This is a genomic window from Neoaquamicrobium sediminum (genome assembly GCF_040970315.1).
GTDB classification, from domain to species: domain Bacteria; phylum Pseudomonadota; class Alphaproteobacteria; order Rhizobiales; family Rhizobiaceae; genus Aerobium; species Aerobium sediminum.
Map to the genome: position 1 here is coordinate 410,091 of NZ_JAZHFV010000002.1, position 26,185 is coordinate 436,275.

The following is a 26,185-nucleotide window of genomic DNA, read 5'->3' on the forward strand; positions in this document are numbered from 1 at the left end:
CTTGCGCTCTACGTTGCCCCCCTCTGTCCTGCCGGACATCTCCCCCACAAGGGGGGAGATCGGCAGCTTCGCATCCTTCACCTTCTCTCCAACGCCGACGATTGGCGAAAGCCGTGCAGTCGGCTGATCTCCCCCCTTGTGGGGGAGATGTCCGGCAGGACAGAGGGGGGCGCGACAGGACGCCGGCCTCTGCAATCATTGGTCCCGCTCCGCCGCCTGATCCGCCAGCACCTTGCGCACCGCCTCCACCAATTCATCCACGGGCACGGAAAACTGCGCCGGCCGGCTTTCGCGCCATTCGGTGTTATCGGTGATCGCCTCGGCGGCTTTCGCGCCGGCGACGAGGTCCTTGATCTGCACCTCGCCCTTTTCCAGCTCGTCGCCGCCCTGAATGACGACGCAAGGGCTGCCGCGTCGGTCGGCATATTTCATCTGCGCCTTCATGCCCGAGCCGCCGAGATACATCTCCGCGCGGATGCCGGCCTGGCGCAGCGAGGCGACCATCTTCTGATAGCGGCCGAGCGCCTCGGTGTCCTTGTCCATGACGAGGACGACGACGGGGGCGACGACGTCGGAAGCGTCGAGCTTGCCGAGATTCTTGAGCGCCGCGGTCAGTCGCGAGACGCCGATGGAAAAGCCCGTCGCCGGCACCGGCTCGCCGCGAAAGCGCGAGACCAGCCCGTCATAACGCCCGCCGCCCGCCACGGAACCGAAGCGCACGATCTCCCCCTTCTCGTTGGGCACCTCGAACAGCAGCTCGGCCTCGTAGACCGGGCCGGTGTAGTATTCGAGACCGCGGACGACGGAGGGATCAATCCTGATGCGATCTAGGTAGCCTGAATCAATTACTAAGCGATCAATTATCGCGAGTTCCGACAGCCCCTCGTTGAGGATATCTGAGTCGAAGTCGCGAGAAATTCGCCAACCGGTCTGAGGGCGGCCGGTTTTGTCCATCTGATTCTGAACGCCATCCCACATATCACGCGGGACAGGCCCTTTCAGAAGCTCTCGAGGCACGCCAGTGACGACGGACAGGACCAATGCTGTCTGATCCTCATCCAGCCCCGCGCCCTTGGTAAAATCGCCGCTCTCGTCGAGCCTGCCTTTGCCCAGCAGGAGCCTCACCCCGTCCGACCCGAATTTGTCGAGCTTGTCGATGGCGCGCAGCACGGTGAGCCGGCGTCCGGCATTCTCGTCGCCGCCCAGCCCGATCGCCTCAAGCACGCCGTCGAGCACCTTGCGGTTGTTCACCCGGATCACGTAGTCGCCGCGCTTGATGCCCACGGCCTCCAGCGTGTCGGCCATCATCATCGCCATTTCGGCATCCGCCGCCACGCCCGGCGTGCCGACGATGTCGGCATCGAACTGCATGAACTGGCGGAAGCGGCCGGGGCCGGGCTTCTCGTTGCGGAACACCCAGCCCTGCCGGTACGACCGGTACGGCTTCGGCAACTGTTCGAAGTTTTCCGCCACGAAGCGCGCCAGCGGGGCAGTCAGGTCGTAGCGCAGCGACAGCCACTGTTCGTCATCGTCCTGGAAGGAGAAGACGCCTTCGTTCGGGCGGTCCTGGTCTGGCAGGAATTTTCCGAGCGCGTCGGTGTATTCCACCATCGGCTGCTCGACCGGCTCGAAACCGTAGAGCTCGTAGACTTCGCGGATGCGCGCGGTCATCGCATCGACGGCGCGGATGTCGGCCGCATGGCGATCGACGAAGCCTCGCGGGAGCCGCGCCTTCATCCTGTCCGCCTTGTCAGCCATGGTTTTTCCGTCCGTCTGTCTTGGAGAATGCATCCCCGGCGGGGAGCGCCGGTTTCCTAGCCGATAAGGTCCGGAGCGGCAAGGGCGGCAGGTACGTTGCATTTCAGCAACGCTCAGCCGAATCCCCAGGGAACGTACCAAATGGATATGGCGTTTGTGGAACGCCAGCCCTATCAGCGCGTTCCGAACGAAGCCGGCCCGAAACCGGATCGTAACTTTGTCGAAGCTATAACATCGGAAAACCAACCGAGATGTCGCCCGTGAAAGCCGTTATCCTGTCCGTATTCATGCTCTCCGGCATCCTGATGTGGGGCGCGGGCATCTATGCCGCCGACGCGGCAGGCGATCACATCGCCGTCGACGGCTACGGCGTCACCATGGCGACGCGCTAATCTGGCTAAGAAAACTCGGTTGGAGCTACGCGCTTTAGAACGCGCGCTGCTCTAGGCTTCAGCCACCAGAAACCGTTTTTGCATTCCGTCGACCACGAGCACGGTCAGCCGCCCGGTGTCGAACGCGGCCGTGTCGACGTTGACACGGTTGCCCATCACCTGCGGCTCGTGATGCGGCGTGTGGCCGTGCACCACGACCTTCTCGAACAGGCCGGGATGGTTGAGGAACTCGCCCCGAATCCAGATCAGGTCGTGCGGGCTCTGCGCGTCGAGCGCCACGCCGGGTCGCACGCCGGCGTGACAGAAGAAGAAATCGCCGAACGAGATCGAGCGCGGCAGGTCGCGGATAAAAAGCGGATGCGCGTCCGGCATCGCAGCAAGCAGCCGCCGGTGGCTGTCGGCGCGGGCCTGCGGCGTCTGCACGTCCAGCACCACGCCGTATGAGGCGGCGGTGTCGAAGCCGCCGTAGCGCACGAACAGCTCCGAGTCTGCGGGGGAGGCGAGAAAGTCCAGCATGCCTTCGTCGTGGTTGCCCATCAGTGCGAGGACGCGTTCGTCGCGCGCGGTCGCCTCGACCAGGAAGTCCAGCACCTGCGCGGATTGCGGCCCGCGGTCGACATAATCGCCAAGGTGGATGATGCGCCAATCCGACGGTCTGTCCCGCTCGAGCTCGTCGGCAATCAGTGCGTGCATGCGCGTCAGCAGGTCGAAACGGCCATGCACGTCGCCGATGGCGTAGAGCCTCATGCCGTCCGGCGCAGCCGCATCCAGGAAATGTACGCCTTCGTTCATGATGCGCCTCCCGCGCCGATCGGCGGCGTGTCGTTCATCCCTGCCAGCACCTCGGCCACGTGTCGAACTTCCACCGCCGATCCGTCGCGCTTGAGGCGCCCTGCCAGCCCCATCAGGCAACCGAGATCGCCGGCGAGCAGCATGCCCGCGCCGGCAGCACGGATGCTGGCAGCCTTTTGCGCCGCAGCCTTGCCCGCCAGGCTGGCACAGCCGGCGGCGCCAAGTCCGCAGCAGGTGGCAGCGCCGTCCATCTCCCGGAGCGCCAGCCCGTCCACCGAGGCGAGCAGCCGGCGCGGCTGCGGCGCGAGCCCGCCGCCGCACGCGTCCTGATAGGTCACGCTGCCATGAAGCCGCGTATCCACGCGCGAAACCCCCATCACGTCGACCAGAAAGGCGACCAGCTCGTGCACCTTGGCACAGAACGCTTGCGCGCGTTTTGCCCACACTTCATCGCTCGCAAAGTGATCCGCATGATAGGCCACCAGCGTCTCGGCACAGCTTGCCGAGGGCGCCACCACATAGTCGAAATCCTCAAAGGCGCGGATGGTTGCTTCGGCAGCCGCACGGGCGTCGGCCGCATCGGCAACGCCGCGCGATGGCCGTCCGCAGCAGCTCTGCGCTGCCGGCACCTCGACGATGCAGCCGGCATCCTCGAGCAGCTTGACCGCCGCGAAACCCACGCTCGGTCGAAACAGATCGACAAGACACGTGACGAACAGGCCGACTCGCGGCGGTTTTGAACTGGTTTGCCGCAAAATTGGTCCCGTCTGCACACTATTTGCCTGTCGCGGTTGCGGATTTTACACTACCCGCGGCGCGTGAGCTGGTTATAAGGACTGTGCTTCGCTGGCGGAAGGCCCCGCCGGGAGGAAGGAGGAAGTCATGTCCGGCCTTGCCATGCCAGCCCTCGATACGGCCACGCTTGCGCGGCGCGACGAGATCGTCGCCGATATGCGCATCATCGTGCCCGGCGAGGGCGTGGTCGACACCGAAAACGCGATGCGTCCGTTCGAGACGGATGCGCTGACGGCCTACCGGCAGCTTCCGCTGGTGGTGGTGCTGCCGCAGACGACGGCGCAGGTGGCGCGCATCCTCAAATATTGCTCCGACCGCAATATCCGTGTCGTGCCGCGCGGCTCGGGCACCTCGCTGTCGGGAGGTGCGCTGCCGCTGGGCGATGCGGTGCTGCTGGTGATGAGCCGCTTCAACCGCATCCTCGACATCGACTACGCCAACCGCACCGTCACGGCGCAGCCGGGCGTCACCAATCTCGGCATCACCAACGCCGTCCAGCACGAAGGTTTCTATTACGCGCCGGACCCGTCCTCGCAGATCGCCTGCTCGATCGGCGGCAATGTCGCGGAAAATTCCGGCGGCGTGCACTGCCTGAAATACGGGCTGACGGCCAACAACGTGATCGGCGTCGAGATGGTGCTGATGAATGGCGAGGTGGTGCGGCTCGGCGGCAAGCATCTCGACGCGGAGGGCTACGACCTGCTCGGCATCATGACCGGTTCGGAGGGGCTGCTGGGCGTGGTGACGGAGGTTACCGTGCGCATCCTGAAGAAGCCCGAGACGGCCCGCGCCGTGCTGCTCGGCTTCCCGTCCAGTGAACAGGCGGGCCAGTGCGTCGCCGACATCATCGGCGCCGGCATCATTCCCGGCGGCATGGAGATGATGGACCGCCCGGCCATCAAGGCGGCGGAGGACTTCGTCCAGGTCGGTTATCCGCTCGACGTGGAAGCGCTGCTGATCGTGGAACTCGACGGACCGGGCGCCGAGGTCGACCACCTGATTGCCGAGGTGGAGGCGATAGCCGGCCGCAATGGCTCGACCACCTGCCGTATATCCACCTCCGAAGAGGAGCGCATGGCATTCTGGGCCGGCCGCAAGGCGGCCTTTCCGGCAGTCGGCCGCATCTCCCCCGACTATCTGTGCATGGACGGCACGATCCCGCGCAAGGAACTGCCGAAGGTGCTGGCGGGCATGCGCGAGCTTTCGGAAAAATACCGGCTGCGCGTCGCCAACGTCTTCCATGCTGGTGATGGAAACCTCCATCCGCTCATTCTCTACGATGCCAACAAGGACGACGAGCTTGAGCGCGCCGAGGCGTTCGGTGCCGACATATTGCGCCTGTGCGTCAAGGTCGGCGGGGTCTTGACGGGCGAGCATGGCGTCGGGGTCGAAAAGCGCGACCTGATGCCGGAGATGTTCTCCGAGGATGACCTCAATCAGCAGATCAGGGTCAAATGCGCCTTCGACCCGAACCACCTGCTCAACCCCGGCAAGGTGTTCCCGCAACTCCACCGCTGCGCCGAACTCGGCCGCATGCACGTCCATCGCGGACAGGTGGCGTTCCCGGACATTCCGAGGTTTTGAGATAGGCGCACGGCCCGGCCAGATTGACAGACAGGCATGACGACATTCACCCCCGATACAGCCGACGAAACGCTCGAGGCAATTCGCTGGGCCGTCTCCGAGGAGACGCCGCTTGAAGTGCTGGGGCAGGGCTCCAAGCGCGGGATCGGCCGCCCGGCGCAGACGGAACATGCGGTGGATTTGTCGCGTCTCACCGGCGTGACGCTCTACGAACCCGAGGAGCTGGTGCTGTCGGCGCGCGCGGGCACACCGCTGGCCGAGTTGCAGGCGCTGCTGGCGCAGCACCGCCAGGAATTCGCATTCGAGCCGATGGATTACGGGCCGCTGCTGGGCGTCGAGCCCGGCCGGGGCACCATCGGCGGCGTGCTTGCGGCCAACCTTGCCGGCCCCCGCCGCCTCAAGGCGGGCGCGGCGCGTGATCATATCCTCGGCGTGCACGCCGTTTCGGGGCGCGGAGAGGCCTTCAAGTCGGGCGGGCGGGTGGTCAAGAACGTCACCGGCTACGACCTTTCCAAGGCGATGGCCGGCTCGTGGGGCACGCTGGCAGTGGTCACCGACGTGACCTTCAAGGTGTTGCCCGCGGCAGAGACCGAAGCGACGCTTGTGCTGCGCGGGCTGACCGAGGAACAGGCTGCCGAGGCTATGGCGATAGCCATGGGATCGAGCGGCGAGGTTGCCGGTGCGGCCCACCTGCCCGAAAGCGTGACAAGCCGCGTGCTCGATGGAGCATTGGCGGGCCAGGGCTCCACCCTTTTGCGCCTCGAAGGGTTCGGCCCCTCGGTCGCCTACCGTTTCGAGCGGCTTGCTGCTCTTCTTTCAGGCCATGGAACGCACGAGCGGCTGGAGGAAGAACAGTCGCGCCGCGTCTGGCGCGAAATCCGCGATTGCCTGCCCTTCGCCGATGGAACCCAGCGCCCGGTCTGGCGCGTCTCGATGGCACCGTCGGACGGTCACCGCATGGTCATGGCGTTGCGCATGGGGGCTGCGGTCGATGCCTTTTATGACTGGCAGGGCGGCCTCGTCTGGCTGCGCATGGAGGGCGACCCCGAGGCCGATGCGCTGCGGCATCTGATCGCCCGCCACGGCGGCGGCCACGCGACGCTGGTCCGTGCCGCGCCGTCTGTCCGCGCCGCCGTGCCGGTCTTCCAGCCACAGCCGCCGGCGCTTGCCGCGCTTTCGCAGCGCCTGAAGGATCAGTTCGATCCGAAAGGCATCCTCAATCCCGGACGGTTGAATGCCTAACCGGTCCATGACAGCTTCGATCCGTTCTCACAGGGAGATCACGCAATGTCCGATCCGAACATGAACCCGGTGCCGCGCAGCACGGATGGCTGGCTCGACCCGGGCCCGAAGAACGTGCAGGTGATCTATATCTGCTACATCGTCGGTTTCGTGATCGGCATCACCACGCTGGTGGGTATCGTTCTCGCCTACCTCAACCGCGGCAAGTCGCCCGCCTGGGTCGAAACCCATTACACCTGGGCAATCCGCACCTTCTGGATCGGTCTTCTGTTCGGCTTCATTTCGCTGCTGCTGCTGTTCGTCGCCATCGGGTTCCTGACGGCGCTTGCGACTGCGGTCTGGGCAATCGTGCGCATCGTGATCGGGCTACAGGCCATCGGCCGCAGCGAGCCGATCAAGAACCCGCAAAGCTGGCTGATCTAGTTCGAATGCAGACCAACTTTTCCCTCGCCCAGCTTGCCGACGCGCATGTCGCCGAATCGGAGCAGATTCTGCGCAAATGCGTGCATTGCGGGTTCTGCACGGCGACATGCCCCACCTATGTGACGCTCGGCAACGAGCTGGATAGCCCGCGCGGGCGCATCTACCTAATCAAGGACATGCTGGAAAACGGCAGGGCCGCGGACGAGGAGATCGTCACCCACATCGACCGCTGCCTCTCGTGCCTCTCCTGCATGACGACGTGCCCGTCGGGCGTGCACTACATGCACCTCGTCGATCACGCTCGTGCGCATATCGAGCAGACCTACCGCAGGCCGTTCCTCGACCGCACGATCCGCGCGGTGCTGGCGGCGGTCCTGCCCTATCCGGCGCGTTTCCGGTTCGCGCTCGGGCTCGCGCGTTTTGGCCGGCCGTTCGCGGGGCTGTTCGACAAGGTCCGGCCGCTTAAGCCGCTTGCGGCCATGCTGAGGCTGGCACCTTCTTCCGTGCCGGCAAAGCAGGACGCGGTGTCGACCGCCCCGGCACAGGGCGTCCAACGACGCGGCCGCGTCGCCATACTTGCTGGCTGCGCGCAGTCGGTGCTGGACCCCGGCATCAACGCGTCGACCGCGCGGCTTCTCGCGCGCTTCGGCGTCGAGGTTGTCGTGCCAGTGGGGGAGGGGTGCTGCGGTGCCCTGGTCCATCACATGGGCCGCGAGGATGACGCGCTGGCTGCGGCACGGCGCAATGTCGAGGCCTGGACGCGTGAGATCGAAGCCGGCGGGCTGGATGCCATCATCATCACTGCGTCGGGCTGCGGCACCACGATCAAGGATTACGGTTTCATGCTCCGCCTCGATTCGGCCTATGCGGAAAAGGCTGCACGTGTGTCGGCGTTGGCGAAGGACATCACGGAGTATCTCGCGACCCTCGATCTGCCGGAACCCGACACACGTCCGGGCCTGACCGTCGCCTACCACTCCGCCTGCTCGATGCAGCACGGCCAGAAAATCCTGCGCCAGCCGAAGGACCTGTTGGCGCGCGCGGGCTTCGTCGTCAGGGAGCCGGCGGAGGGGCATCTGTGCTGTGGCTCTGCCGGCACCTACAATATCCTGCAGCCTGAAATCTCGCGCACGCTGCGCGATCGCAAGGTCAGGAACATCGAGGCGACCGGCGCGGTGGCGGTCGCCACAGGCAATATCGGCTGCATGACGCAGATCGCCTCCGGCTCCGAGCTGCCGGTGATCCATACCGTCCAGCTTCTCGACTGGGCCTGGGGCGGACCGAAGCCGGCCATGCTGCCGGATGCAATAGCGCCTTCGCCCGAGGTGGCTGCCTGAACCGTCAGCCAGCCAGGCGCCGCCGCCACAGCACGAACGGGATCGACACCACATACATGGTGATGCCGTAGACGCCCGACGGCAGGCTGAACGGCGGCAGCGCCGTAGCCTGCTCGACGATCAGCGAGCCGACGGTGATGCCCAGTGTGGCGTTCTGGATACCGGTCTCGATGGAGATCGCCGTTGCTTCATCGCGGCTGAGCGAGAACAGACGGGCAAGGCCCAGTCCGAGGGCCAGCAGCAGCACGTTGAGAATCACCACCACCGGGCCGAGCGCGTAGAGGTTCTCGACGAGTAGCCGCCAGTTGGTGGCGACGGCGCCTACAACCACGATGACGAATAACGCCAGCGCGATCTTCTCCACAGCGCGTTCGATCGTTTGCGCGAAGCCGCTCGCGAACCCGCGCAGCAGCATGCCAAGGATCACCGGCACCGCGGTGATGAGGAACATCGAAAGCCCGAGCGCCGTCACGTCGACTGCCGGCGCGTCGAGGCCCATGAAGCGGTCCGCGAAAAACGCAACCAGAAACGGCACAGTCGCCACCGCCACCAGGCTGATGATGCCTGTCAGCGAGATCGAAAGTGCGAGGTCGCCCTTGCCGTATTTTGTCAGGACGTTGGAGGTTACGCCGCCGGGGCACAGCGACAGGATCATGATGCCGACCGCTAACTCCGGCGGCAGGTTAAAGATTACCGCCAGAGCATAAGCGACGATCGGGATGAGGATCAGTTGCGAGGCCGCACCGATGGCAAAGGCCTTCGGCTGCAGCAATACGCGCCGAAAGTCAGCCAGGGTCAGGCCGAGACCCAGCGAGAACATGATGATTGCCAGCGCAAGCGGCAGGAATACTGTCAGAAGCATGTTTATTGGTCCCCCGAACGGCTGCCCTCCCGCAGCCTCGCCAATCCTTAGCGAAAGCCGCTACGTCAGACAAATGCGGCGAACCTAAACAAGGGGCGGCCCGACCAATGCCGGACCGCCCCTTTTTAGCGACAGCGGAGCTGACTGCCGCTTGTCGGCGCCGCCCGTCCCCTGGGCGTACCGCCATCCCCTGCTCCGGAATTGACGCGCAGAAACTAGATCACGACCACCTTGGCTCCGACGGGCACGCGGTCATAGAGGTCGATGACGTCCTCGTTGCGCATGCGGATGCAACCTGATGACACCGCCCGGCCGATGGTCGAGGGCTGGTTCGTCCCGTGGATACGGTAAAGTGTGGACCCCAGATAGAGCGCACGCGCGCCGAGTGGATTGGCCGGGCCGCCCTTCATATGCGCGGGCAGTATGCGCCCCTTCTTCTTCTCACGGGCGATCATCTCCGCCGGCGGACGCCAGTCGGGCCATTCCGCCTTGCGTGTCACCTTGTGCGATCCGGCCCACTCGAAGCCAGGCTTGCCGGTGCCGACGCCGTAGCGGCGCGCCTGACCGCCGGCCTCGACCAGGTAGAGCAGGTTCTGCGTGGTATCGATGACGATGGTGCCCGGGCCGTGCGGCCCGTCATAGGCGACGGTCTGCGGCAGGAATTTCGGATCGATCTGCGCGCCGGCATCGCGTGTCGCGCTGGGCAGCGCCGCCGTCTGCATCTGGTCGGGTGCGGGCGCGATTGCCACACGCGCCCGTTCACGGACGATGGGTTGCGGCGCAACCCGGACTTCGACGCCTGGCAGGCCGTGGCGCGCGGGCTGCCGTCGTTGATGGCCGACTGGCGATCGCTGCAATTGCATGACCCATGGCGCCGAAAGATCCGGGCTGACGACCACAGGCGGCAGCTCGCGATAGCGCTCCTGCGCCATGCCTTGCGATGCAATACTGGCTAGAATGGCGGCGACCGCCACGGAAAGAACATGTCTCATCGAACCCACTCGCAACATCTCGTCGTGAGAAAGCCGCAAACCGGGTGGCTGGCGACTGTTTCATGCCCGATTGTCAGGAGAGGCGACGCAAAAAGTGTGAACGGACTTCCGTAAAATGCCGCCTTTTGCGTAAACCTTCAGGTGTGGTTACCGCGTCGTTGAGCGGCATGGTAAAAGCGAACTTAAGGAACCTTTCGAAGATGGATGGATCGAACGGCCTGGTGACGGGCGAAGACGGCGTGGTGCGCTGCGCGTGGCATGGCAACCTGCCGGACTATCAGCGTTACCATGACGAGGAATGGGGGCGGCCCGTGGTCGATGACATCCGGCTGTTCGAAAAACTCTGCCTCGAAGGGTTCCAGTCCGGCCTGTCGTGGCTGACGATCCTGCGCAAGCGCGAGAACTTCCGTATAGCGTTCGAAGGATTCGACTTCCGCAAGCTGGCCGTGGCGGATGAGGACGCCGAGATCGAACGGCATCTGCAGGACCCCGGCATCGTCCGCCATCGCGGCAAGATCGCCTCGGTCTACAACAACGCGCGCCGGGCGGTTGAGCTGGCGACGGAAAGCGGCTCGTTGTCCGCATTCTTCTGGTCGTTCGAGCCCACACTGGACCAGCGTCCCTTGGTCATCGACATCGCAGCCGTACGCGCCATGCCGAAGACGGAGACTTCGACCCGCATCTCGAAGGAGCTGAAGAAGCGCGGCTGGTCCTTCGTCGGGCCGACCACGGTCTACGCCTTCGTGCAGGCGATGGGCATGGTCAACGACCACATCGAAGGCTGCATCTGTCGTGCCGAAGTCGAGCAGGCAAGGTCCGCATTCAAGCGGCCGCTCTAGGCTGTTCCTGCACGATGCGGCCTGGCAGGCATGCGAGCCGTATTAATCTGGTCATCGATGGGCGGCAGTTTGGCACTAGTGACAGGTCAGGCCGCTTCGGCTAATTCCGGGCGCCCGGCAGCGGCCGGCAACAATGACAGTGGACGGAGTGCAATGGCCGAACTGATAGAGACACTGGATGAACTCGCGGAAGGCTACGCGGCGATCTTCTGCGACGTCTGGGGTGTCGTTCACAACGGCATTCGTCCGTTCCAGAATGCGGTGGATGCGCTCAGGCGCGCGCGGCAGAAGGGCAAAGCGGTCGTGCTGCTGACCAATTCGCCGCGCCCGAGCAAGGGCGTGGTCGAGCAGCTGGGTGCGATCGGCGTTGCCGAGGATTGCTGGGACAGTATCGTCACCTCGGGCGACGTGACCCGCGACCTGATCAGCGATGGCCCGCGGCGCGTCTTCCACATCGGCGACGAGCGACAGCTTGCGATCTATGACGGGCTCGACGTCGAGCTCGTCGAGGAATTCGAGGCGCAGACGGTTGTCTGCACGGGCTTTCTCGACGATGAAACGGAGGGACCGGAGGACTACGCCGAACTGCTGCAGCGCCTGCGCGCACGCAACCTGCCCTTCATCTGCGCCAATCCGGATATCGTGGTCGAACGCGGCGACAGGCTGATCTGGTGCGCCGGCGCGCTCGCCCGCGACTATGCCCAGCTTGGGGGGCGCACCGAGATTGCCGGCAAGCCGCATCGGCCGATCTACGAAGCCGCGCTGGCTTCTGCTGCCGACGTTCTCGGCCGTGACGTGGAACGTGGCGAGGTGCTGGCGATCGGAGATGGCATGCTCACGGATGTGAAAGGCGCGGCGAGCAACGGTTTCGACGTGCTCTACGTCTCCGGCGGTATCCATGCCGCCGAGTATGGTAGCGAGCTTGCACCGGATCGCGAGCGTCTTACTGCCTTTCTCGACAAGCACGGCTACCGCCCTGTCGCCGTCATCCCGCGTCTCGGGTAGTCGTCCATGAGCCGCCAGCCGATCGAGCGCATTGCCGGCTCTTCAACCCTTCCCGCTTCATGCCGGGGGGGCGTGGTCGCCATCGGCAATTTCGACGGTGTGCATCGCGGCCACCAGACCGTGCTCGCCCGCGCACTCGCCGAGGCCGAGCGGCGCGGCGTGCCTGCGCTGGCGCTAACCTTCGAGCCGCATCCGCGTGCCGTCTTCCGGCCGGACGTGCCGCTCTATCGTATCACGCCCGCGCCCGTTCGCGCCCGCCTCCTTCAGGTGCTGGGTTTCAGGGCGGTGGTGGAGCAGCCGTTTGACCGGCAGTTCTCGTCGCTCAGCGCCGATGCGTTCGTGAGCGACGTGCTGGTCGGTGGGCTCGGGATCAATCATGTCGTTACAGGCTTCGATTTCCATTTCGGCAAGAACCGGCAGGGCGGGCCTGCCTTCCTGATGGAAGCCGGCGAGCGGCTTGGCTTCGGCGTCAGCCTCATCGACGCCTTCCGGGATGAGGGCGCTCAAGTCGTCTCGTCGAGCCGCATCCGCGAACTGCTTTCGGCCGGCGAGGTCGCGGAAGCAGCGGGGCTGCTCGGTTATCGCTACACCGTTGAGGCGGAGATCTCGCACGGGAAAAAGCTGGGCCGAGAATTGGGCTTTCCGACAGCTAACATGCAGTTGCCTGTTTCTACTGGCCTCAAGCATGGCATCTACGCGGTCAGGCTGCGCCGCGCCGATGGTTCGCTTCATGACGGCGTGGCAAGCTTCGGCCGCCGGCCGACCGTCACCGAGGACGGCGCGCCGCTGCTCGAGACATTCGTGTTCGACTTCTCCGGCGATCTCTATGGCGAGGTTTGCAGCGTCTCGTTCTTCGGTTTCCTGCGCGGTGAGGAGAAGTTCGACGGGCTGGAGCCGCTCATCGCGCAGATGAAGCGCGACGAGGACGAAGCGCGCGCGCTGCTCTCTGCTGTGCAGCCTTTGTCCGAACTGGATCGCACGATTGCGTTTTAATCGTCCGGCGGGTGGACGAATCTGGACCCTTAATGCAAAATTTACCGAACGCTTGCAGTGCTGAATGCAAGAGTATCGCGTAGGTGAGTGGTATGAACCGCCAAAAATATCTGGGTATCGCGCTGACAGCGCTCGCTACACTTGGCCTGGCCGCGCCTGCAGCCGCCGAGGGATGGTTCTCAGGAGACTGGTATCTGAAGCTTGGAGGCACCGCGCTTTATGCACCGAAATTCGACGGTGCTTCGGGTCGTTCGCTCGCCTTCCAGCCGATCGTTTCGCTGGGCAAGCACGGTCGCTCGTCGCGCTTTTCCTCGCGCAATGACAACATCTCGCTGGCGCTGGTCGATACCGGTCTGATCCGCGCGGGCGCTGCCGGCAAGCTGGTTTTCCGCCGCGATGGAGACACCGATGCGCGCCTGATCGGCCTGTCGCCGGTGCGCTTCGGCGGGGAGCTAGGCGGTTTTGCCGAGATCTATCCTACTGACAACATGCGCATGCGTGCCGAGCTGCGCCATGGCATCCGTTCGCATGACGGCGTAGTGGCCGACCTGTCGGCCGACTTCTTCGTCAACGTTACCGATACGATCCAGATTTCGGCCGGTCCGCGTGCCCGCTGGGCATCGGCGGACTATTTCGATGCCTACTACGGCGTCGATGCAGCCGAATCGGCGGCAACCGGGCTTTCCCAATATGCGCCGGGCAGCGGCTTCGCCTCTGCTGGCGTCGGCGGCGCGGTCAACTGGAAGGCGACGGACAGGCTCGACACCAGCCTCTTCGCCGAATATGCGCGGCTGACGGGACCGGCTGCGGATTCGAGCCTGGTTCGCGAGGGCGGCTCCCGCGACCAGTTCACGGTTGGCGCCAGCGCGACATGGCGCTTCGACTTTTCGATCCGCTAGGTCGGGGCTTGCATTCGCCTCTTTATTCCGCGTTCGCGCTCGGCTAAAAGCGCGGACCATGAGACAGCGCGCGCTTCCGATCGCGATCACGATACGAATTATTGGCCCGGCTTTCCGGGCGGCCTGAGCGGCTGCCGGAAGGTCCGGGTATTTCGCGCGCCGCACGCCCGCGCGCCTTTCGCCTGTTTGACAAGACACCCGCCCGGAGCCACGCCGCCCGGGCCGACGATGCGACGAGATCATGACGACCGCTGAGAAGATCGACTATTCCAAGACCCTCTATCTGCCGCAGACGGAATTTCCGATGCGCGCCGGCCTGCCGGACAAGGAGCCGCTGCTGGTCAAGCGCTGGCAGGAGATGAAGCTCTACAACCGCCTGCGCGAAAGCGCTGCCGGCCGGCCGCTCTATGTGCTGCACGACGGCCCGCCCTACGCCAACGGCAACATCCATATCGGCCACGCGCTCAACAAGATCCTCAAGGACGTCATCACCCGCTCGTTCCAGATGCGCGGTTATGATTCCAATTACGTGCCGGGTTGGGACTGTCACGGCCTGCCGATCGAGTGGAAGATCGAGGAGCAGTACCGCGCCAAGGGGTTGGACAAGGACCAGGTGCCGGTCAACGAATTCCGCAAGGAATGCCGCGACTTCGCGCAGCACTGGATTGAGGTGCAGACCGGGGAGTTCAAGCGCCTCGGCATCGAGGGCGATTTCGACAATCCCTATACGACGATGAACTTCCACGCCGAGGCGCGCATCGCCGGCGAGCTGATGAAGTTCGCCATGTCCGACCAGCTCTATCGCGGCTCCAAGCCGGTGATGTGGTCCGTGGTGGAGCGCACCGCGCTGGCGGAGGCAGAGGTCGAATATCAGGACTATGAGTCGGATACGATCTGGGTGAAGTTCCCAGTGATGATTGCACCGGACGCAACGGTGGTGCAATTCTCTGAAGGAGGGTCTGCTGTTGTTTCTCCGCCGGAGAGCCTTGGGCACGCCTCGGTCGTCATCTGGACGACGACTCCCTGGACGATCCCCGGCAACCGTGCAGTGGCCTATTCGCCGCGCATCTCCTACGGACTTTACGAGGTCACTGCCGCGGAGAACGATTTTGGCCCGAAGCCCGGCGAGAAACTGATCTTCGCCGATGCGCTAGCCGAAGAGTCTTTCGCCAAGGCAAAGCTTGAATACAAAAGGCTGCGCAAGGTCGAGGCTGATGAGTTGTCATCCATGGTGCTGGCGCACCCGCTGGCGGGCTTTGGTGGTGGATACGACTTTGAAGTTCCGCTTCTCCCCGGCGACCATGTCACCGACGATGCCGGTACTGGTTTCGTCCACACTGCGCCGGGCCATGGCCGCGAGGACTTCGACGCGTGGATGGACGCAGGCAAGGAGCTTGCCGCGCGCGGCATCGAAACGCGCATCCCCTTCACCGTGGACGATGCCGGCTACTTCACCAAGGATGCGCCGGGCTTCGGGCCGGACCGCGAAGGCGGGGCCGCGCGAGTCATCGACGACAACGGCAAGAAGGGCGACGCCAACAAGGCCGTCATCGAGGCGCTGATCGCGGCGAACATGCTGTTTGCGCGTGGGCGCCTCAAGCATTCCTACCCGCATTCGTGGCGTTCCAAGAAGCCGGTGATCTTCCGCAACACGCCGCAGTGGTTCGTCTATATGGACAAGGACCTGGGCGGCTACGGCCTTCCTCGGGAGGGCCGAGCGTCCGACCGGACGCCGGGCGACGTTTCGCCCGCCCCCGCGGAGGCCAGCGAGCGGAGCGAGCGCTCGGCCGTGAGCGATAACACACCCGACACGCTGCGTAGCCGCGCGCTCAAGGCCATCGACGACACGCGCTTCGTGCCGGCTACCGGCCAGACCCGCCTGCGCGCGATGATCGAGGACCGGCCCGACTGGGTTCTTTCCCGTCAAAGGGCATGGGGCGTGCCGATCTGTGTCTTTGCCGACGAGAAGGGCGAGGTGCTCAAGGACGAGGCCGTCAACGCCCGCATCCTCGAGGCTTTCGAAGCCGAAGGCGCCGACGCATGGTTTGCCGAGGGCGCGCGCGAGCGCTTCCTGGGTTCGCGTGCCAACGAGAACTGGACGATGGTGATGGACATCCTCGACGTCTGGTTCGATTCGGGCTCGACCCACACTTTCACGCTCGAGGACCGGCCGGACCTGAAGTGGCCGGCCGACGTCTATCTCGAAGGCTCCGACCAGCATCGCGGCTGGTTCCATTCCTCGCTGCTGGAAAGCTGCGGCACGCGGGGCAGGGCGCCCTACGACACCGTCATCACCCATGGCTTCACCATGGACGAGGACGGCCGCAAGATGTCGAAGTCGCTCGGCAACACCGTCGTCCCGCAGGACGTCATGAAGCAGTCGGGCGCCGACATACTGCGCCTGTGGGTCATGACCACCGACTATTGGGAAGACCAGCGCCTCGGCAAGAACGTGCTGCAGACCAATATCGACGCCTATCGCAAGCTCCGCAACACCATTCGCTGGATGCTCGGCACGCTGGCCCATGACGAGGGCGAGGACGTTGCCGTCGCCGAAATGCCCGAGCTGGAGCGGCTGATGCTGCATCGGCTGGCCGAGCTCGACGAACTTGTGCGCAAGGGCTACGACGCGTTCGACTTCAAGCGCATCACCCGCACGCTGATCGACTTCATGGTCGTCGAGCTGTCAGCGTTCTATTTCGACGTGCGCAAGGACACGCTCTACTGCGACGCTCCATCGAGCACGCGGCGCAAGGCGGCCATCGTCGTCGTGCGCCGGCTGTTCGACAGCCTCGTGACCTGGCTTGCGCCGATGCTGCCGTTCACCATGGAGGAAGCTTGGCTCGACCGTCATCCGCGGGCTGAATCCGTGCACCTGGAGCAGTTCCCCACCATTCCCGCCGAATGGAAGGACGAGAAGCTTGCCGCCAAGTGGCGGAAGGTGCGGCAGGTTCGCCGCGTCGTCACGGGCGCACTGGAGATCGAGCGGCGCGAGAAGCGCATCGGCTCCTCGCTGGAGGCCGCGCCGATCGTTCACGTTACCGATCCGGAGCTGCGTGCGGCAATCGCCGACGTCGACATGGCTGAAACCTGCATCACCAGCGGCATCTCGATCGTGGATACGCCGGCACCCGATATCGCCTTCACGCTGGACGAGGTGAAGGGCGTTGGGGTCGTTCCGGCCATGGCCGGCGGGGCCAAGTGCGCGCGCTCCTGGCGCTACACGTCCGATGTCGGCTCCGATCCGGAGTTTCCCGATGTCTCGGCGCGCGATGCGGCCGCCCTGCACGAATTGCGTGCTTTAGGCCGCTTGTAAACAGGGCCTGGCGGGCAAATGTCCTCCGACATTGCCCGCCGGAGCCGATTAGGGTACAAGGCGCGCTGACTGAACGCCTTGTTGTCGCCGGATTTTCTGGCGAAACTGGACGTTGATCCGGCGTTTTTCGCCCGATGTGAGAGGCAAGTTTCAGTGAAGATCGACCGCATTCAAACGCGTGGCCGCACGCCGCTCCTTCTTGGTGCTTCCATGGCATGCGCCGCAACGCTGCTTTCGGGCTGCATGGGCTCGCCCACTTACGGCACCGGCAAGACCGCCAACCAGCAGCTTGTCGAGGATCTCACCGGCATTCTCTCTGTCGGCCCGGCCGACAAAGGCCCCGAGATCGCCTACAATCCACGGCCGAAGCTGGTCCAGCCGGCCTCGCTCGAGGTTCTGCCCGAGCCACAGCAGGATTTGGCCAGTGCTGGCAATCCGGCCTGGCCCGAGTCGCCCGAGGAACGCCGCGCGCGCATTCGCGACGAGGCGACCGCCAACCAGAACAATTCCTCCTACAGGCCCCAGGTTGCGCCCGGGGGCGTTGGCAAATCCGATCCCAACTACGATCCGGAGCGCTGGGGGGCTCAGCCCATGGTCAGCGGTGCTGCCCAGCGGGCGGAAGTGCAGCGTCGCCTGCGCGAGCGCAATCAGGGCGAAGCGACCAGCCGCCGTTACCTGAGCGAGCCGCCGCTCGACTACCGCCAGCCGAACGCGACGGCGCCTGTTGGCGATCTCGGCGAGGAAGAGTGGAAGAAGGAACGTCGCGTCAAGCGTGCGTCGAGCAAGTCTTCCTGGCGCGACTACGTACCCTGGCTTTGAGGACCGGTCTTCAGCGCCGATCCCTGAAGAAGTTTTTCAGCATTTCAGAAGCGCGTTGTTCGCCGATGCCGGCGTAGACATCCGGCGCGTGATGGCAGGTGGGCTGCGCGAAATAGCGTCCGCCGCTGACGACGGCGCCGCCCTTTTCGTCGACTGCGCCGAAATAGAGCCGCCGGATGCGCGCGAAGGAAATTGCCGCCGCGCACATCGGACACGGCTCGAGCGTCACGTATAGATCGGCGTCGGGCAGCCTTTCGCTGGCCACGAGCCGGCAGGCATCGCGGATCGCCAGGATTTCGGCGTGAGCGGTGGGGTCGTTCAGTTCCCGGGTGCGGTTGCCGGCCTTGGCCAGTAGCACCCCTTCGCGAACGAGAACGGCGCCGATTGGCACTTCGCCGCGGTCGCGCGCGGCTTCCGCCTCGGCAAACGCGGCTTCCATGAAGGGGGACGATCTCATGCGTTCTCCGCCAATGACATTTCACTCGCAAGGCCCAATGTGGTCTGATAGTTACCCGCGCTGAAAGGCGAGCGCCACATGAACGATGACAAGAAAAGACCGCCGCGCGGCGACGCAGGACGCGGCCCGCGCGGTGAAGGTGGCGAAAAGCGCCAGTTCCGCAAGCGCGAGGACAGCGAGCGCCGGCCCGGAGCCAAGGCCGATGGCGAACGCAAACCCTTCCGAAAGCGCGAGGATCGTCCCGCCGGCGAAGGCGGTGATAAGCGTCCGTTCCGTAAACGCGAGGATGGTGAGCGCCGGCCCTACGCGAAGGCAGAAGGTGAGCGCAAACCCTTCCGAAAGCGCGAGGACCGTCCCACTGCGGAGGACGATAAGCGCCCGTTCCGGAAGCGTGAGGATGGCGAGCGCAGGCCCTATGCAAAGGCAGAAGGCGAACGCAAGCCCTTCCAGAAGCGCGAGGATCGTCCAAGGGGAGAGGGTGGCGACAAGCGACCATTCCGCAAGCGCGAGGACGGCGAACGCCGGCCCTATGCGAAGGCGGACGGCGAGCGCAAGCCGTTCCACAAACGCGACGACACCGCCGCACCGCGTCCGGGCAAGCGAGAGCGTGAGGCAGTCGAGGCGGGCGAGGAGACTGCTACGAGCGAGCGCATCGCGCGGCGTCTCGCACGGGCTGGCGTGGCCTCGCGTCGCGACGCCGAGGAAATGATCGCGGCCGGCCGTGTCAGGCTCAACGGCAAGGTTCTCGACACGCCGGCTGTCAATGTCGGTCCACGCGACCGTATCGAGCTCGATGGCAACGAAATTCCGGCCATCGAGCGCACGCGGCTGTTTCTGTTCCACAAGCCGGCCGGTGTGGTCACCACCAACCGCGATCCGGAGGGCCGCACGACCGTCTTCGACATCCTGCCGAAGAAGCTGCCGCGGCTCATGACCGTCGGGCGGTTGGACATCAACACCGAGGGGCTGTTGCTGCTGACCAATGATGGCGGCCTGTCGCGTGTGCTCGAACTGCCGGCCACGGGCTGGCTGCGCCGCTATCGCGTGCGCGTGCACGGGAAGGTCGAGCCGGAGGCGCTGGCCGCCCTCAAGGATGGCATCGCCGTCGACGGCGTTTTCTACGGCGGCGTTGAAGCGACGCTCGATCGCGAGCAGGGCTCCAATGCCTGGCTGACGGTCGGCCTGCGCGAGGGCAAGAACCGCGAGGTCAAGAACATCCTCGGCGCGCTCGGGCTCGACGTGACGCGGCTGATCCGGCTGTCCTATGGCCCCTTCCAGCTTGGCGAACTTGCCGAGGGCGAGGTGCGAGAACTCAAGGGCAAGCTCCTGCGCGACCAGCTCGGCGAACGCCTGATCGAGGAATCGGGCGCGAATTTCGATGCGCCGGTGCTCAACGAATTCTCCAACAAGCCGGTCTCGGCCACCTCGGAGAAGAAGCGCGAGGAGCCGGCTGAAAGGCCCAATCGCAAGCGCGAACGCGAGCAAAAACGCGAGGACGCGCTGGGGCGGCTGCAGACTAAGCCGATGCGTGGGGCGGGCCCGAAACGGGGAAATCCCAACGACAGGGCCGCGCCGGCCGTCGGAAAGTTCCCGCGAGCCAAGGACGGTCCGCGCGAGGAGCGTCAGCCCGAGAAGCAGCGTTCGCGTACGGCCAATGTCTGGATGGCGCCCGGCGCACGCCCTATGGGCGAGAAAAAGGCGGCAGCACTTGCCGAGCGCAACGACGGGCGCCGGTACGCGGGAAAACCGCGACCTGACGGTGCCAAGGGTGGCAAAGGCGGCGGGAAGCCCGGACCGCGCGGCAGCGGCCCGCGTAAGCCGCGAGGCGAGGGCTGAGCTTGCGCGTCGTCGGGGGCGAATTGCGCGGGCGCCCGTTGGCCGCGCCGCGTTCTGATGCGATCCGGCCGACGACGGACCGCACGCGCGAGGCGGTCTTCAACATCATCACCCACAGCCAGTCGGTGCGGCTTGAAGGCGCGCGCGTGCTCGACCTTTTCGCGGGCACCGGTGCTCTTGGCATCGAGGCGCTGTCGCGCGGCGCGGCGCATTGCCTCTTCATCGAGGAATCAGCCGAAGGTCGTGGCCTGATCCGCACCAATGTCGAAGCGATGGGGCTTCAGGGCCGCACCAAGATATTCCGCCGCGACGCAACCGCGCTCGGCGAAACGGGTACGATCCAGCCTTTCGATATCGTCTTTGCCGATCCGCCCTACGGCAAGGGACTGGGTGAACGCGCGCTTGCCTCGGCAATTGCCGGCGGCTGGCTCAGGCAACAAGCCTTCGTGATGGTGGAGGAGGCGAGCGGATCCCCATTCCATCCGCCCGCGGGGCTGAAACTGGTTCAGCGCCGCGACTATGGCGACACCACCGTGACTTTCTGCGAGCGCGCCTGACTTTTGTCACGGTTGCGCCCGATGACGCAGATGTTAGTGCCGCCGCGATTGCTTGCATCGCCGCAGGCGCTAAGTCTCGCAGGGTCTCTGGAGAAGGAAGCTTTCATGATGCTGATTCCCGGCCGCGGTGCTGGCGCTCCTTTCAGGGCAGTGCTCACCGCCGCGTTCATGGCCGTCCCGCTTGCCTTTGCCACCGCAGAGGAAGCGCCGCAGGTCGAGCATTTCACCCTCGACAACGGCCTCGAGGTCGTGGTGATCCCCGACCGGCGCGCGCCGGTCGTTACCCAGATGGTCTGGTACAAGGTCGGCAGCGCCGACGAGGAACCCGGGAAATCGGGCATCGCCCACTTCTTCGAACATCTGATGTTCAAAGGCACCAGCAATCATGGCCCCGGTGAGTTTTCCGCCCGTATCGCCGAGATCGGGGGGCGCGAGAACGCCTTCACCTCCTATGATTACACCGCCTACTTCCAGCAGGTCGCGCCGGGTGAGCTGAAGACCATGATGGAGTTCGAGGCTGACCGGATGCGCAACCTCATCCTCACGGATGACGTGATCGGGCCCGAGCGCGACGTCATCATCGAGGAGCGCAATTCGCGGGTCGAGAACAGCCCTGAATCGCTGCATGGCGAGGAAGTCAACGCTACGCTCTACCAGAACCATCCCTATCGCTTTCCCGTGATTGGGTGGATGCAGGAGATCGAGCAGCTCAACCGGGAGGACGCGACCGAGTTTTACGACCGGTTTTACGCGCCGAACAATGCTGTGCTGGTCGTAGCAGGCGACGTGGATGCCGCGACCGTGCGCAACCTTGCCGAGGAGACATACGGGCTTGTCGAGCGCGGCCCGGACCTGTCGCCGCGCATACGCCCGGTGGAGCCGGAGCAGAACACGAGCCGTATCGTCGAGATGTCGGACCCGCGCGTCGGCGTGGCGAGCTACTCCAAGCGTTGGGTTGTGCCTTCCTACACGACCGCCGAGGACGGCGAGGCCGAGGCGCTCGACCTGTTGTCCGAAATACTTGGCGGCGGCATGCGCAGCCGTATCTATCAGGAACTGATCGTGCGGCAGGGCATCGCCTCGTCGGCCGGCGCCTACTATCAGGGCACCTCGCTCGATGACACGGCGTTTGTCGTCTACGGATCGCCGCGCGGCGACTCCACGATCGAGGAAGTCGAGCGCGCGATCGATGCGGAAATCGCAAAGGTCGCAGGAGAAGGCATTTCCGAGGACGAGCTTGCGAAAGCCAAGAAACGGGCGACCCGTTCCATGATCTTCGCCCGCGATGACCAGTCCGGCATGGCGCGTATCTACGGCTCGACACTGACGACCGGCGGGACAGTCGAGGATGTTCTGGAGTGGCCAGAGCGCATCGACGCCGTCTCCGCCGACGACGTAAAGCGGGCCGCCGCGCGCTACCTCGATCAGCGCCGGTCTGTGACCGGCTATCTGCGGCCCGAAAAGGACGACCGCTCATGAACGCGACGGAGGCAACCCCCTCAATGCAGGCCAATCGCTTCACGCTGACGCTGACGACGCTGCTTCTGGCGTTGATGTTTCTCACGCTGCCGGCCGTCCTTCCGGCGCGCGCCGCCGTCGACATCCAGGAGGTCACCTCCGACAGTGGCGTCAAGGCCTGGCTGGTGGAAGATTACACCGTGCCGATCATCTCCGTGCGGTTTGCCTTCAAGGGCGGCAGCACCCAGGATCCGGAGGGCAAGGAGGGTGTCTCCACGCTCATGACTGGCCTGTTCGACGAGGGTGCAGGCGATCTCGATGCCGACGCCTTCCAGGAACGGCTGGACGAGGTTGGCGCGGAAATGAGCTTCAACGCCACGCGCGATGCCGTGTATGGCCAGATGCGTATGCTAGAGGAGGGGCGCGACGACGCGTTCGACCTTCTTCGGCTTGCCGTCAACAACCCGCGTTTCGACCAGGAGCCGGTCGACCGCATCCGCGCCCAGATCATGACGCGCATCCAGCGCGACATGCGCGATCCGGAATCGCTGGGGCAGGAAGAATTCGCCCGCGCGCTATACGGCGATCATCCCTACGCACGCCGGTCGGACGGGACCGACGAAACGCTCGGCTCGGTAACGGCAGAGGACCTGAAGGCGCTGCATGCGCGCACCTTCGCGCGCTCGAACGTCAGCATTGGCGTTGTCGGTGCCATCGATGCCGAAACCCTCAAGACGATGCTCGACAAGGTGTTCGGCGACCTGCCGCAGGAACCCGAGCTGCTGCCGGTGGAACACGTTTCGCCAAAGCTGGACCAGGAAATCTCCTACGCCTATCCCCTGCCGCAGGCGACGATCCAGCTTGTCTATCCGGGCATTGCCCGCGACGATCCGGAATTCTTCCCAGCCTTTCTCATGAACCACATCCTTGGCGGCGGCACCTTCTCTTCGCGCCTGTTCGACGAGGTGCGGGAAAAGCGCGGTCTTGCCTATGGCGTTGGTTCCGGCCTTCATACCGGCGAATACGCCGACATGCTGACAATCGGCACGTCCACGCGAGCCGATCGGGCAAAGGAAACCCTCGAACTCATTCGCGACGTGGTTCGCGGGATGGCGCAGGAGGGGCCTACGGAGGCAGAGCTGGAGCGCGCCAAGACCTACCTGATTGGCGCGTATCCGATCAACAATCTCGATTCGTCGGCGGCTATCGCGCGGACGCTCGTTGAATTGCAGCTCGACGATCGCGGCATCGACTACATCGACCGCCGGGTCGGCTACATCAACGCCGTGACGCTCGATCAGGTCAAGGCGGCTGCCGGCCGCCTGCTTGTTGCCGAACCTGCGATACTGGTGATAGGTCCGGAGGCGGCAGACGGCGGCTGAAAGGAAGGCTATGGAAGCCTCGGTCCCCGAGCGCGCCACGGAAAGCGGCGCGCCGCAGCTCGAGAAAGGTCGTGACCCGACCTTTGCGGTCGCCTTCGGCGGCGGTGGTGCGCGAGGCCTTGCTCATATCCACGTCATCGAGGCGCTCGACGAACTCGGCATCAGGCCGGTGGCGATTTCCGGCTCGTCGATCGGGGCAATTATGGGCGCCGGCATGGCCGCCGGAATGTCGGGCAAGGAGATCCACGATTATGCGCACTCGATACTCGGGCGACGGTCCGAGGTGGCAGCGCGCATGTGGCGCGCACGTCCGGGAAGCTTTTCGGAGATGGTTTCCGGCGGGGTGGGTCTCACGCAGTTCAATGTAGAGCGCATCATCCACGCGTTCCTGCCAACTGTCATTCCGGAGACCTTCGAGGAACTGCAGATTCCGCTGCAGGTGACGGCTACCGATTTCTTCGCCCATAGGGAAACGATTTTCGATAGCGGTGATCTTTACAAGGCGGTCGCGGCGTCGGCGGCCATTCCAGCCGTGTTTCGCCCGGTCAGGCATGAGGGCCGCATCCTGGTCGACGGCGGCATAGCCAATCCAGTCCCGTTCGACCTGCTCGAAGGCAAGGCGGACATATTGATCGCCATCGACGTGGTGGGCTCGCCGGTGCATGACCGCCGTGCCAAGCCCAACTCGCTCGATCTCGTATTCGGCGCCAGCCAGATCATGATGCAATCGATTATCGCGCTGAAGCTGCAGCAGGGCCGTCCGCAGATACTGCTGCGTCCGCCCGTGTCGCACTTCCGCGCGCTGGACTTCCTCAAGGTCGACCGCGTCATGGCAGAGACAGCCTCCATCAAGGACGAGCTGAAACAGGCCGTCGGCGCCGCGGTGGAGCGCTTCGAGAAGGACGCGGCCTGAGCATCGCTCCCCGTCGCTATTGAAGTGTCGCCGCCTTACCGGTGGAGAAGGGCGAGTTGGCGGCAGGCGGCGGCGACGGCACGTCATCTTCAGCCGGTGGCTTGTCGCCGATGCCGCGAACGACGCGAAAGGCCACGACGGCGGCGACGATGCCGAACACGATCGCGCCGAGACCCCAGCCAGCGATGACCCCTTTGGCTCCGTATAGCTGCGCGCCCGCCCAGACGAACGGGATCACGCCCAGCGTCGACCGTCCCCAGTTGAAAACCGTAGAATAGGTTGCAAAGCCGAGATTGTTGAAGGCGGCATTCGCCACGAACAGCATGCCGTTGAAAAGGAAGCTGCCCGCAACAAAGAGGCAGAAGAAGATAACGAGCTCGCGCGCTTCGCCCACAGCGCCGAAAAGATCGGCGACCGGTGTCGACAGCAGGGCGAGTAGCATCCAGACGCCCAGGCAATAAAGCGTGACGAAGACCAGCGCATCGCGCAGGGCGGCGTTGAGGCGATCGTAGCGCCGCGCGCCGTAGTTCTGGCCAAGGATCGGTCCAACAGCCCCGGAAAGCGCGAAAATCACGCCGAAGGCGACAGGGATGAGCCGGCCGATGATCGCCCACCCTGCGACCGCCTCGTCGCCGAAGCGCGCCATCTCGATCGTCACATAGGCGTTGCCCACGGGCGTTGCGATTTGGGTCAGGACGGCGGGTATCCCGATCGCAAAGAATGGCCGCGCTGCCGCCACCATCTTGCGCGGGCCGGGCAGCGCCATCAGTCGGTGCACGACATGCGCGCCATGGATACCGATTGCGAGCAGGACCAGTCGCGACAGCACCGTCGAGATCGCCGCGCCGTCAAGCCCAAGATCGAACCCGAAGATGAGGATGGGGTCGAGCACCGCAGCCGCCGCGCCGCCAGCCAGCGTCACATACATGGCGCGCCGTGCATCGCCGACGCCACGCAGGATGCCGGTTGCGCACATGCCCATGGAGACGAGCGGCGACGACGGGATCACGATCTGGAGAAACCGCGTTGCTAGCTGGCGGGTCTCGCCCGTTGCGCCCAGGAGACCGACGAGCGGATCGAGGAACGGCCAGATGGCCAGCACGATGACGCCCGTCGTCAGGCCCATGAACATCATCGCCGCGCCGCCCATGCGCGCGGCTTCCGCCCGGTCGCCGCGCCCGAGTGCGCGCGAAACCAGCGCCGAGGCCGCGATTGTCAGGCCGATGGAGACAGACAGGGTAAAGAACATCAGCGTGCTGGCAAAGCCGATTGCCGCTGCGAGCTCCTGCACGCCGAGCATCGAAATGTAGAAGAGATTGAGGGCATCCACGATGAAGATGGCGACCAGACCCACCGAGCCCGTCGCTGTCATCACGGCGACATGGCGCATCGTCGATCCTGTGACGAATTTGGCCTGTGTGGAGGTGGCGGATGCGGGTGCTGGCATCGGACTCGGGCGCGGTGTTTATCGCTCCTACCACGAATTGGCGTCGCCGCCAGCCATTGCAACGCGCAACCCATGGCCATAGATGGA

Annotated in this window: 23 protein-coding genes; 16 read left to right on the forward strand and 7 right to left on the reverse strand. The window is 64.9% G+C overall.

What is annotated here, in order from left to right:
* Nucleotides 1-195: 195 nt before the first annotated feature.
* Nucleotides 196-1,758, reverse strand: a complete 1,563-nt coding sequence (hisS, locus tag V1479_RS07300) for a histidine--tRNA ligase (protein WP_368802320.1) — start codon at nucleotides 1,756-1,758, stop codon at nucleotides 196-198.
* Nucleotides 1,759-2,009: 251 nt separating this feature from the next.
* Between hisS and V1479_RS07305 the strand changes: the two genes are divergently transcribed.
* Complete coding sequence (locus V1479_RS07305) at nucleotides 2,010-2,150, forward strand: hypothetical protein (protein ID WP_173186863.1); 141 nt, start codon at nucleotides 2,010-2,012, stop codon at nucleotides 2,148-2,150.
* Between the two features lie 51 nt (nucleotides 2,151-2,201).
* Here V1479_RS07305 and V1479_RS07310 read toward each other — a convergent pair whose 3' ends face one another.
* The gene (locus V1479_RS07310) at nucleotides 2,202-2,945 is read right to left on the reverse strand and encodes a metallophosphoesterase family protein (RefSeq protein WP_368802837.1); all 744 of its coding nucleotides are present in this window, start codon (nucleotides 2,943-2,945) and stop codon (nucleotides 2,202-2,204) included.
* Nucleotides 2,939-3,715 (reverse strand): (Fe-S)-binding protein, encoded by a 777-nt coding sequence (locus V1479_RS07315; RefSeq protein ID WP_368802321.1) that lies wholly within the window; start codon nucleotides 3,713-3,715, stop codon nucleotides 2,939-2,941. Before V1479_RS07315 ends, V1479_RS07310 begins: the two co-directional genes overlap by 7 nt.
* A 109-nt stretch (nucleotides 3,716-3,824) precedes the next feature.
* On the opposite strand from V1479_RS07315, the gene V1479_RS07320 reads away from it, so the two are divergent.
* The 4 genes from V1479_RS07320 to glcF are packed head-to-tail and all read left to right on the forward strand — an operon-like array spanning nucleotide 3,825 to nucleotide 8,323.
* Complete coding sequence (locus tag V1479_RS07320; protein WP_368802322.1) at nucleotides 3,825-5,321, forward strand: FAD-linked oxidase C-terminal domain-containing protein; 1,497 nt, start codon at nucleotides 3,825-3,827, stop codon at nucleotides 5,319-5,321.
* Between the two features lie 36 nt (nucleotides 5,322-5,357).
* On the forward strand, nucleotides 5,358-6,563 hold the full coding sequence (gene glcE, locus V1479_RS07325) for a glycolate oxidase subunit GlcE (protein ID WP_368802323.1): 1,206 nt from the start codon (nucleotides 5,358-5,360) through the stop codon (nucleotides 6,561-6,563).
* A 45-nt stretch (nucleotides 6,564-6,608) separates the two neighbouring features.
* Nucleotides 6,609-6,986: a DUF4870 family protein gene (locus tag V1479_RS07330; protein WP_173186859.1), complete on the forward strand. Its 378-nt coding sequence runs from the start codon at nucleotides 6,609-6,611 to the stop codon at nucleotides 6,984-6,986.
* Nucleotides 6,987-6,991: 5 nt separating this feature from the next.
* Complete coding sequence (glcF, locus tag V1479_RS07335) at nucleotides 6,992-8,323, forward strand: glycolate oxidase subunit GlcF (protein ID WP_368802324.1); 1,332 nt, start codon at nucleotides 6,992-6,994, stop codon at nucleotides 8,321-8,323.
* 4 nt (nucleotides 8,324-8,327) lie between these two features.
* Here glcF and V1479_RS07340 read toward each other — a convergent pair whose 3' ends face one another.
* Together V1479_RS07340 and V1479_RS07345 are read right to left on the reverse strand one after the other, a co-directional pair.
* Nucleotides 8,328-9,185: a bile acid:sodium symporter family protein gene (locus tag V1479_RS07340; protein WP_368802325.1), complete on the reverse strand. Its 858-nt coding sequence runs from the start codon at nucleotides 9,183-9,185 to the stop codon at nucleotides 8,328-8,330.
* Nucleotides 9,186-9,400: 215 nt separating this feature from the next.
* Nucleotides 9,401-10,177: a L,D-transpeptidase gene (locus tag V1479_RS07345; RefSeq protein WP_368802326.1), complete on the reverse strand. Its 777-nt coding sequence runs from the start codon at nucleotides 10,175-10,177 to the stop codon at nucleotides 9,401-9,403.
* Nucleotides 10,178-10,377: 200 nt separating this feature from the next.
* Here V1479_RS07345 and V1479_RS07350 point away from each other — a divergent pair, with 200 nt between their 5' ends.
* The 6 genes from V1479_RS07350 (at nucleotide 10,378) to V1479_RS07375 (ending at nucleotide 18,048) form a co-directional block, all read left to right on the forward strand.
* On the forward strand, nucleotides 10,378-11,016 hold the full coding sequence (locus V1479_RS07350; RefSeq protein WP_368802327.1) for a DNA-3-methyladenine glycosylase I: 639 nt from the start codon (nucleotides 10,378-10,380) through the stop codon (nucleotides 11,014-11,016).
* 153 nt (nucleotides 11,017-11,169) lie between these two features.
* Entirely contained in the window at nucleotides 11,170-12,021 is an 852-nt protein-coding gene (locus V1479_RS07355) for a TIGR01459 family HAD-type hydrolase (RefSeq protein ID WP_368802328.1), read from the forward strand.
* A gap of 6 nt (nucleotides 12,022-12,027) precedes the next feature.
* Nucleotides 12,028-13,014 (forward strand): bifunctional riboflavin kinase/FAD synthetase, encoded by a 987-nt coding sequence (locus V1479_RS07360; RefSeq protein WP_368802329.1) that lies wholly within the window; start codon nucleotides 12,028-12,030, stop codon nucleotides 13,012-13,014.
* Nucleotides 13,015-13,106: 92 nt separating this feature from the next.
* A complete protein-coding gene (locus tag V1479_RS07365) occupies nucleotides 13,107-13,913 on the forward strand; it encodes a MipA/OmpV family protein (protein ID WP_368802330.1) in 807 nt (268 codons plus the stop codon).
* Between the two features lie 241 nt (nucleotides 13,914-14,154).
* A complete protein-coding gene (gene ileS, locus V1479_RS07370; protein ID WP_368802331.1) occupies nucleotides 14,155-17,229 on the forward strand; it encodes an isoleucine--tRNA ligase in 3,075 nt (1,024 codons plus the stop codon).
* Nucleotides 17,230-17,382: 153 nt separating this feature from the next.
* Nucleotides 17,383-18,048: a hypothetical protein gene (locus tag V1479_RS07375; protein ID WP_368802332.1), complete on the forward strand. Its 666-nt coding sequence runs from the start codon at nucleotides 17,383-17,385 to the stop codon at nucleotides 18,046-18,048.
* A gap of 10 nt (nucleotides 18,049-18,058) precedes the next feature.
* On the opposite strand, the gene V1479_RS07380 is transcribed toward V1479_RS07375, so the two are convergent.
* On the reverse strand, nucleotides 18,059-18,505 hold the full coding sequence (locus V1479_RS07380; protein ID WP_368802333.1) for a nucleoside deaminase: 447 nt from the start codon (nucleotides 18,503-18,505) through the stop codon (nucleotides 18,059-18,061).
* A gap of 78 nt (nucleotides 18,506-18,583) precedes the next feature.
* Between V1479_RS07380 and V1479_RS07385 the strand changes: the two genes are divergently transcribed.
* From V1479_RS07385 to V1479_RS07405, 5 genes are all read left to right on the forward strand, one after another.
* Nucleotides 18,584-20,341, forward strand: coding sequence for a pseudouridine synthase (locus V1479_RS07385; protein WP_368802334.1), 1,758 nt, complete (start codon nucleotides 18,584-18,586; stop codon nucleotides 20,339-20,341).
* 2 nt (nucleotides 20,342-20,343) lie between these two features.
* Nucleotides 20,344-20,898 (forward strand): 16S rRNA (guanine(966)-N(2))-methyltransferase RsmD, encoded by a 555-nt coding sequence (gene rsmD / locus V1479_RS07390; protein WP_173186847.1) that lies wholly within the window; start codon nucleotides 20,344-20,346, stop codon nucleotides 20,896-20,898.
* Between the two features lie 105 nt (nucleotides 20,899-21,003).
* Nucleotides 21,004-22,377: a M16 family metallopeptidase gene (locus V1479_RS07395; RefSeq protein WP_438620503.1), complete on the forward strand. Its 1,374-nt coding sequence runs from the start codon at nucleotides 21,004-21,006 to the stop codon at nucleotides 22,375-22,377.
* Nucleotides 22,374-23,738, forward strand: coding sequence for a M16 family metallopeptidase (locus V1479_RS07400; RefSeq protein WP_368802335.1), 1,365 nt, complete (start codon nucleotides 22,374-22,376; stop codon nucleotides 23,736-23,738). The genes V1479_RS07395 and V1479_RS07400 overlap by 4 nt, the downstream gene beginning before the upstream one ends.
* Nucleotides 23,739-23,748: 10 nt before the next feature.
* On the forward strand, nucleotides 23,749-24,651 hold the full coding sequence (locus V1479_RS07405; protein ID WP_368802336.1) for a patatin-like phospholipase family protein: 903 nt from the start codon (nucleotides 23,749-23,751) through the stop codon (nucleotides 24,649-24,651).
* 16 nt (nucleotides 24,652-24,667) lie between these two features.
* Here V1479_RS07405 and V1479_RS07410 read toward each other — a convergent pair whose 3' ends face one another.
* Nucleotides 24,668-26,041, reverse strand: coding sequence for an MATE family efflux transporter (locus tag V1479_RS07410; RefSeq protein ID WP_173186845.1), 1,374 nt, complete (start codon nucleotides 26,039-26,041; stop codon nucleotides 24,668-24,670).
* Between the last annotated feature and the right edge of the window lie 144 nt (nucleotides 26,042-26,185).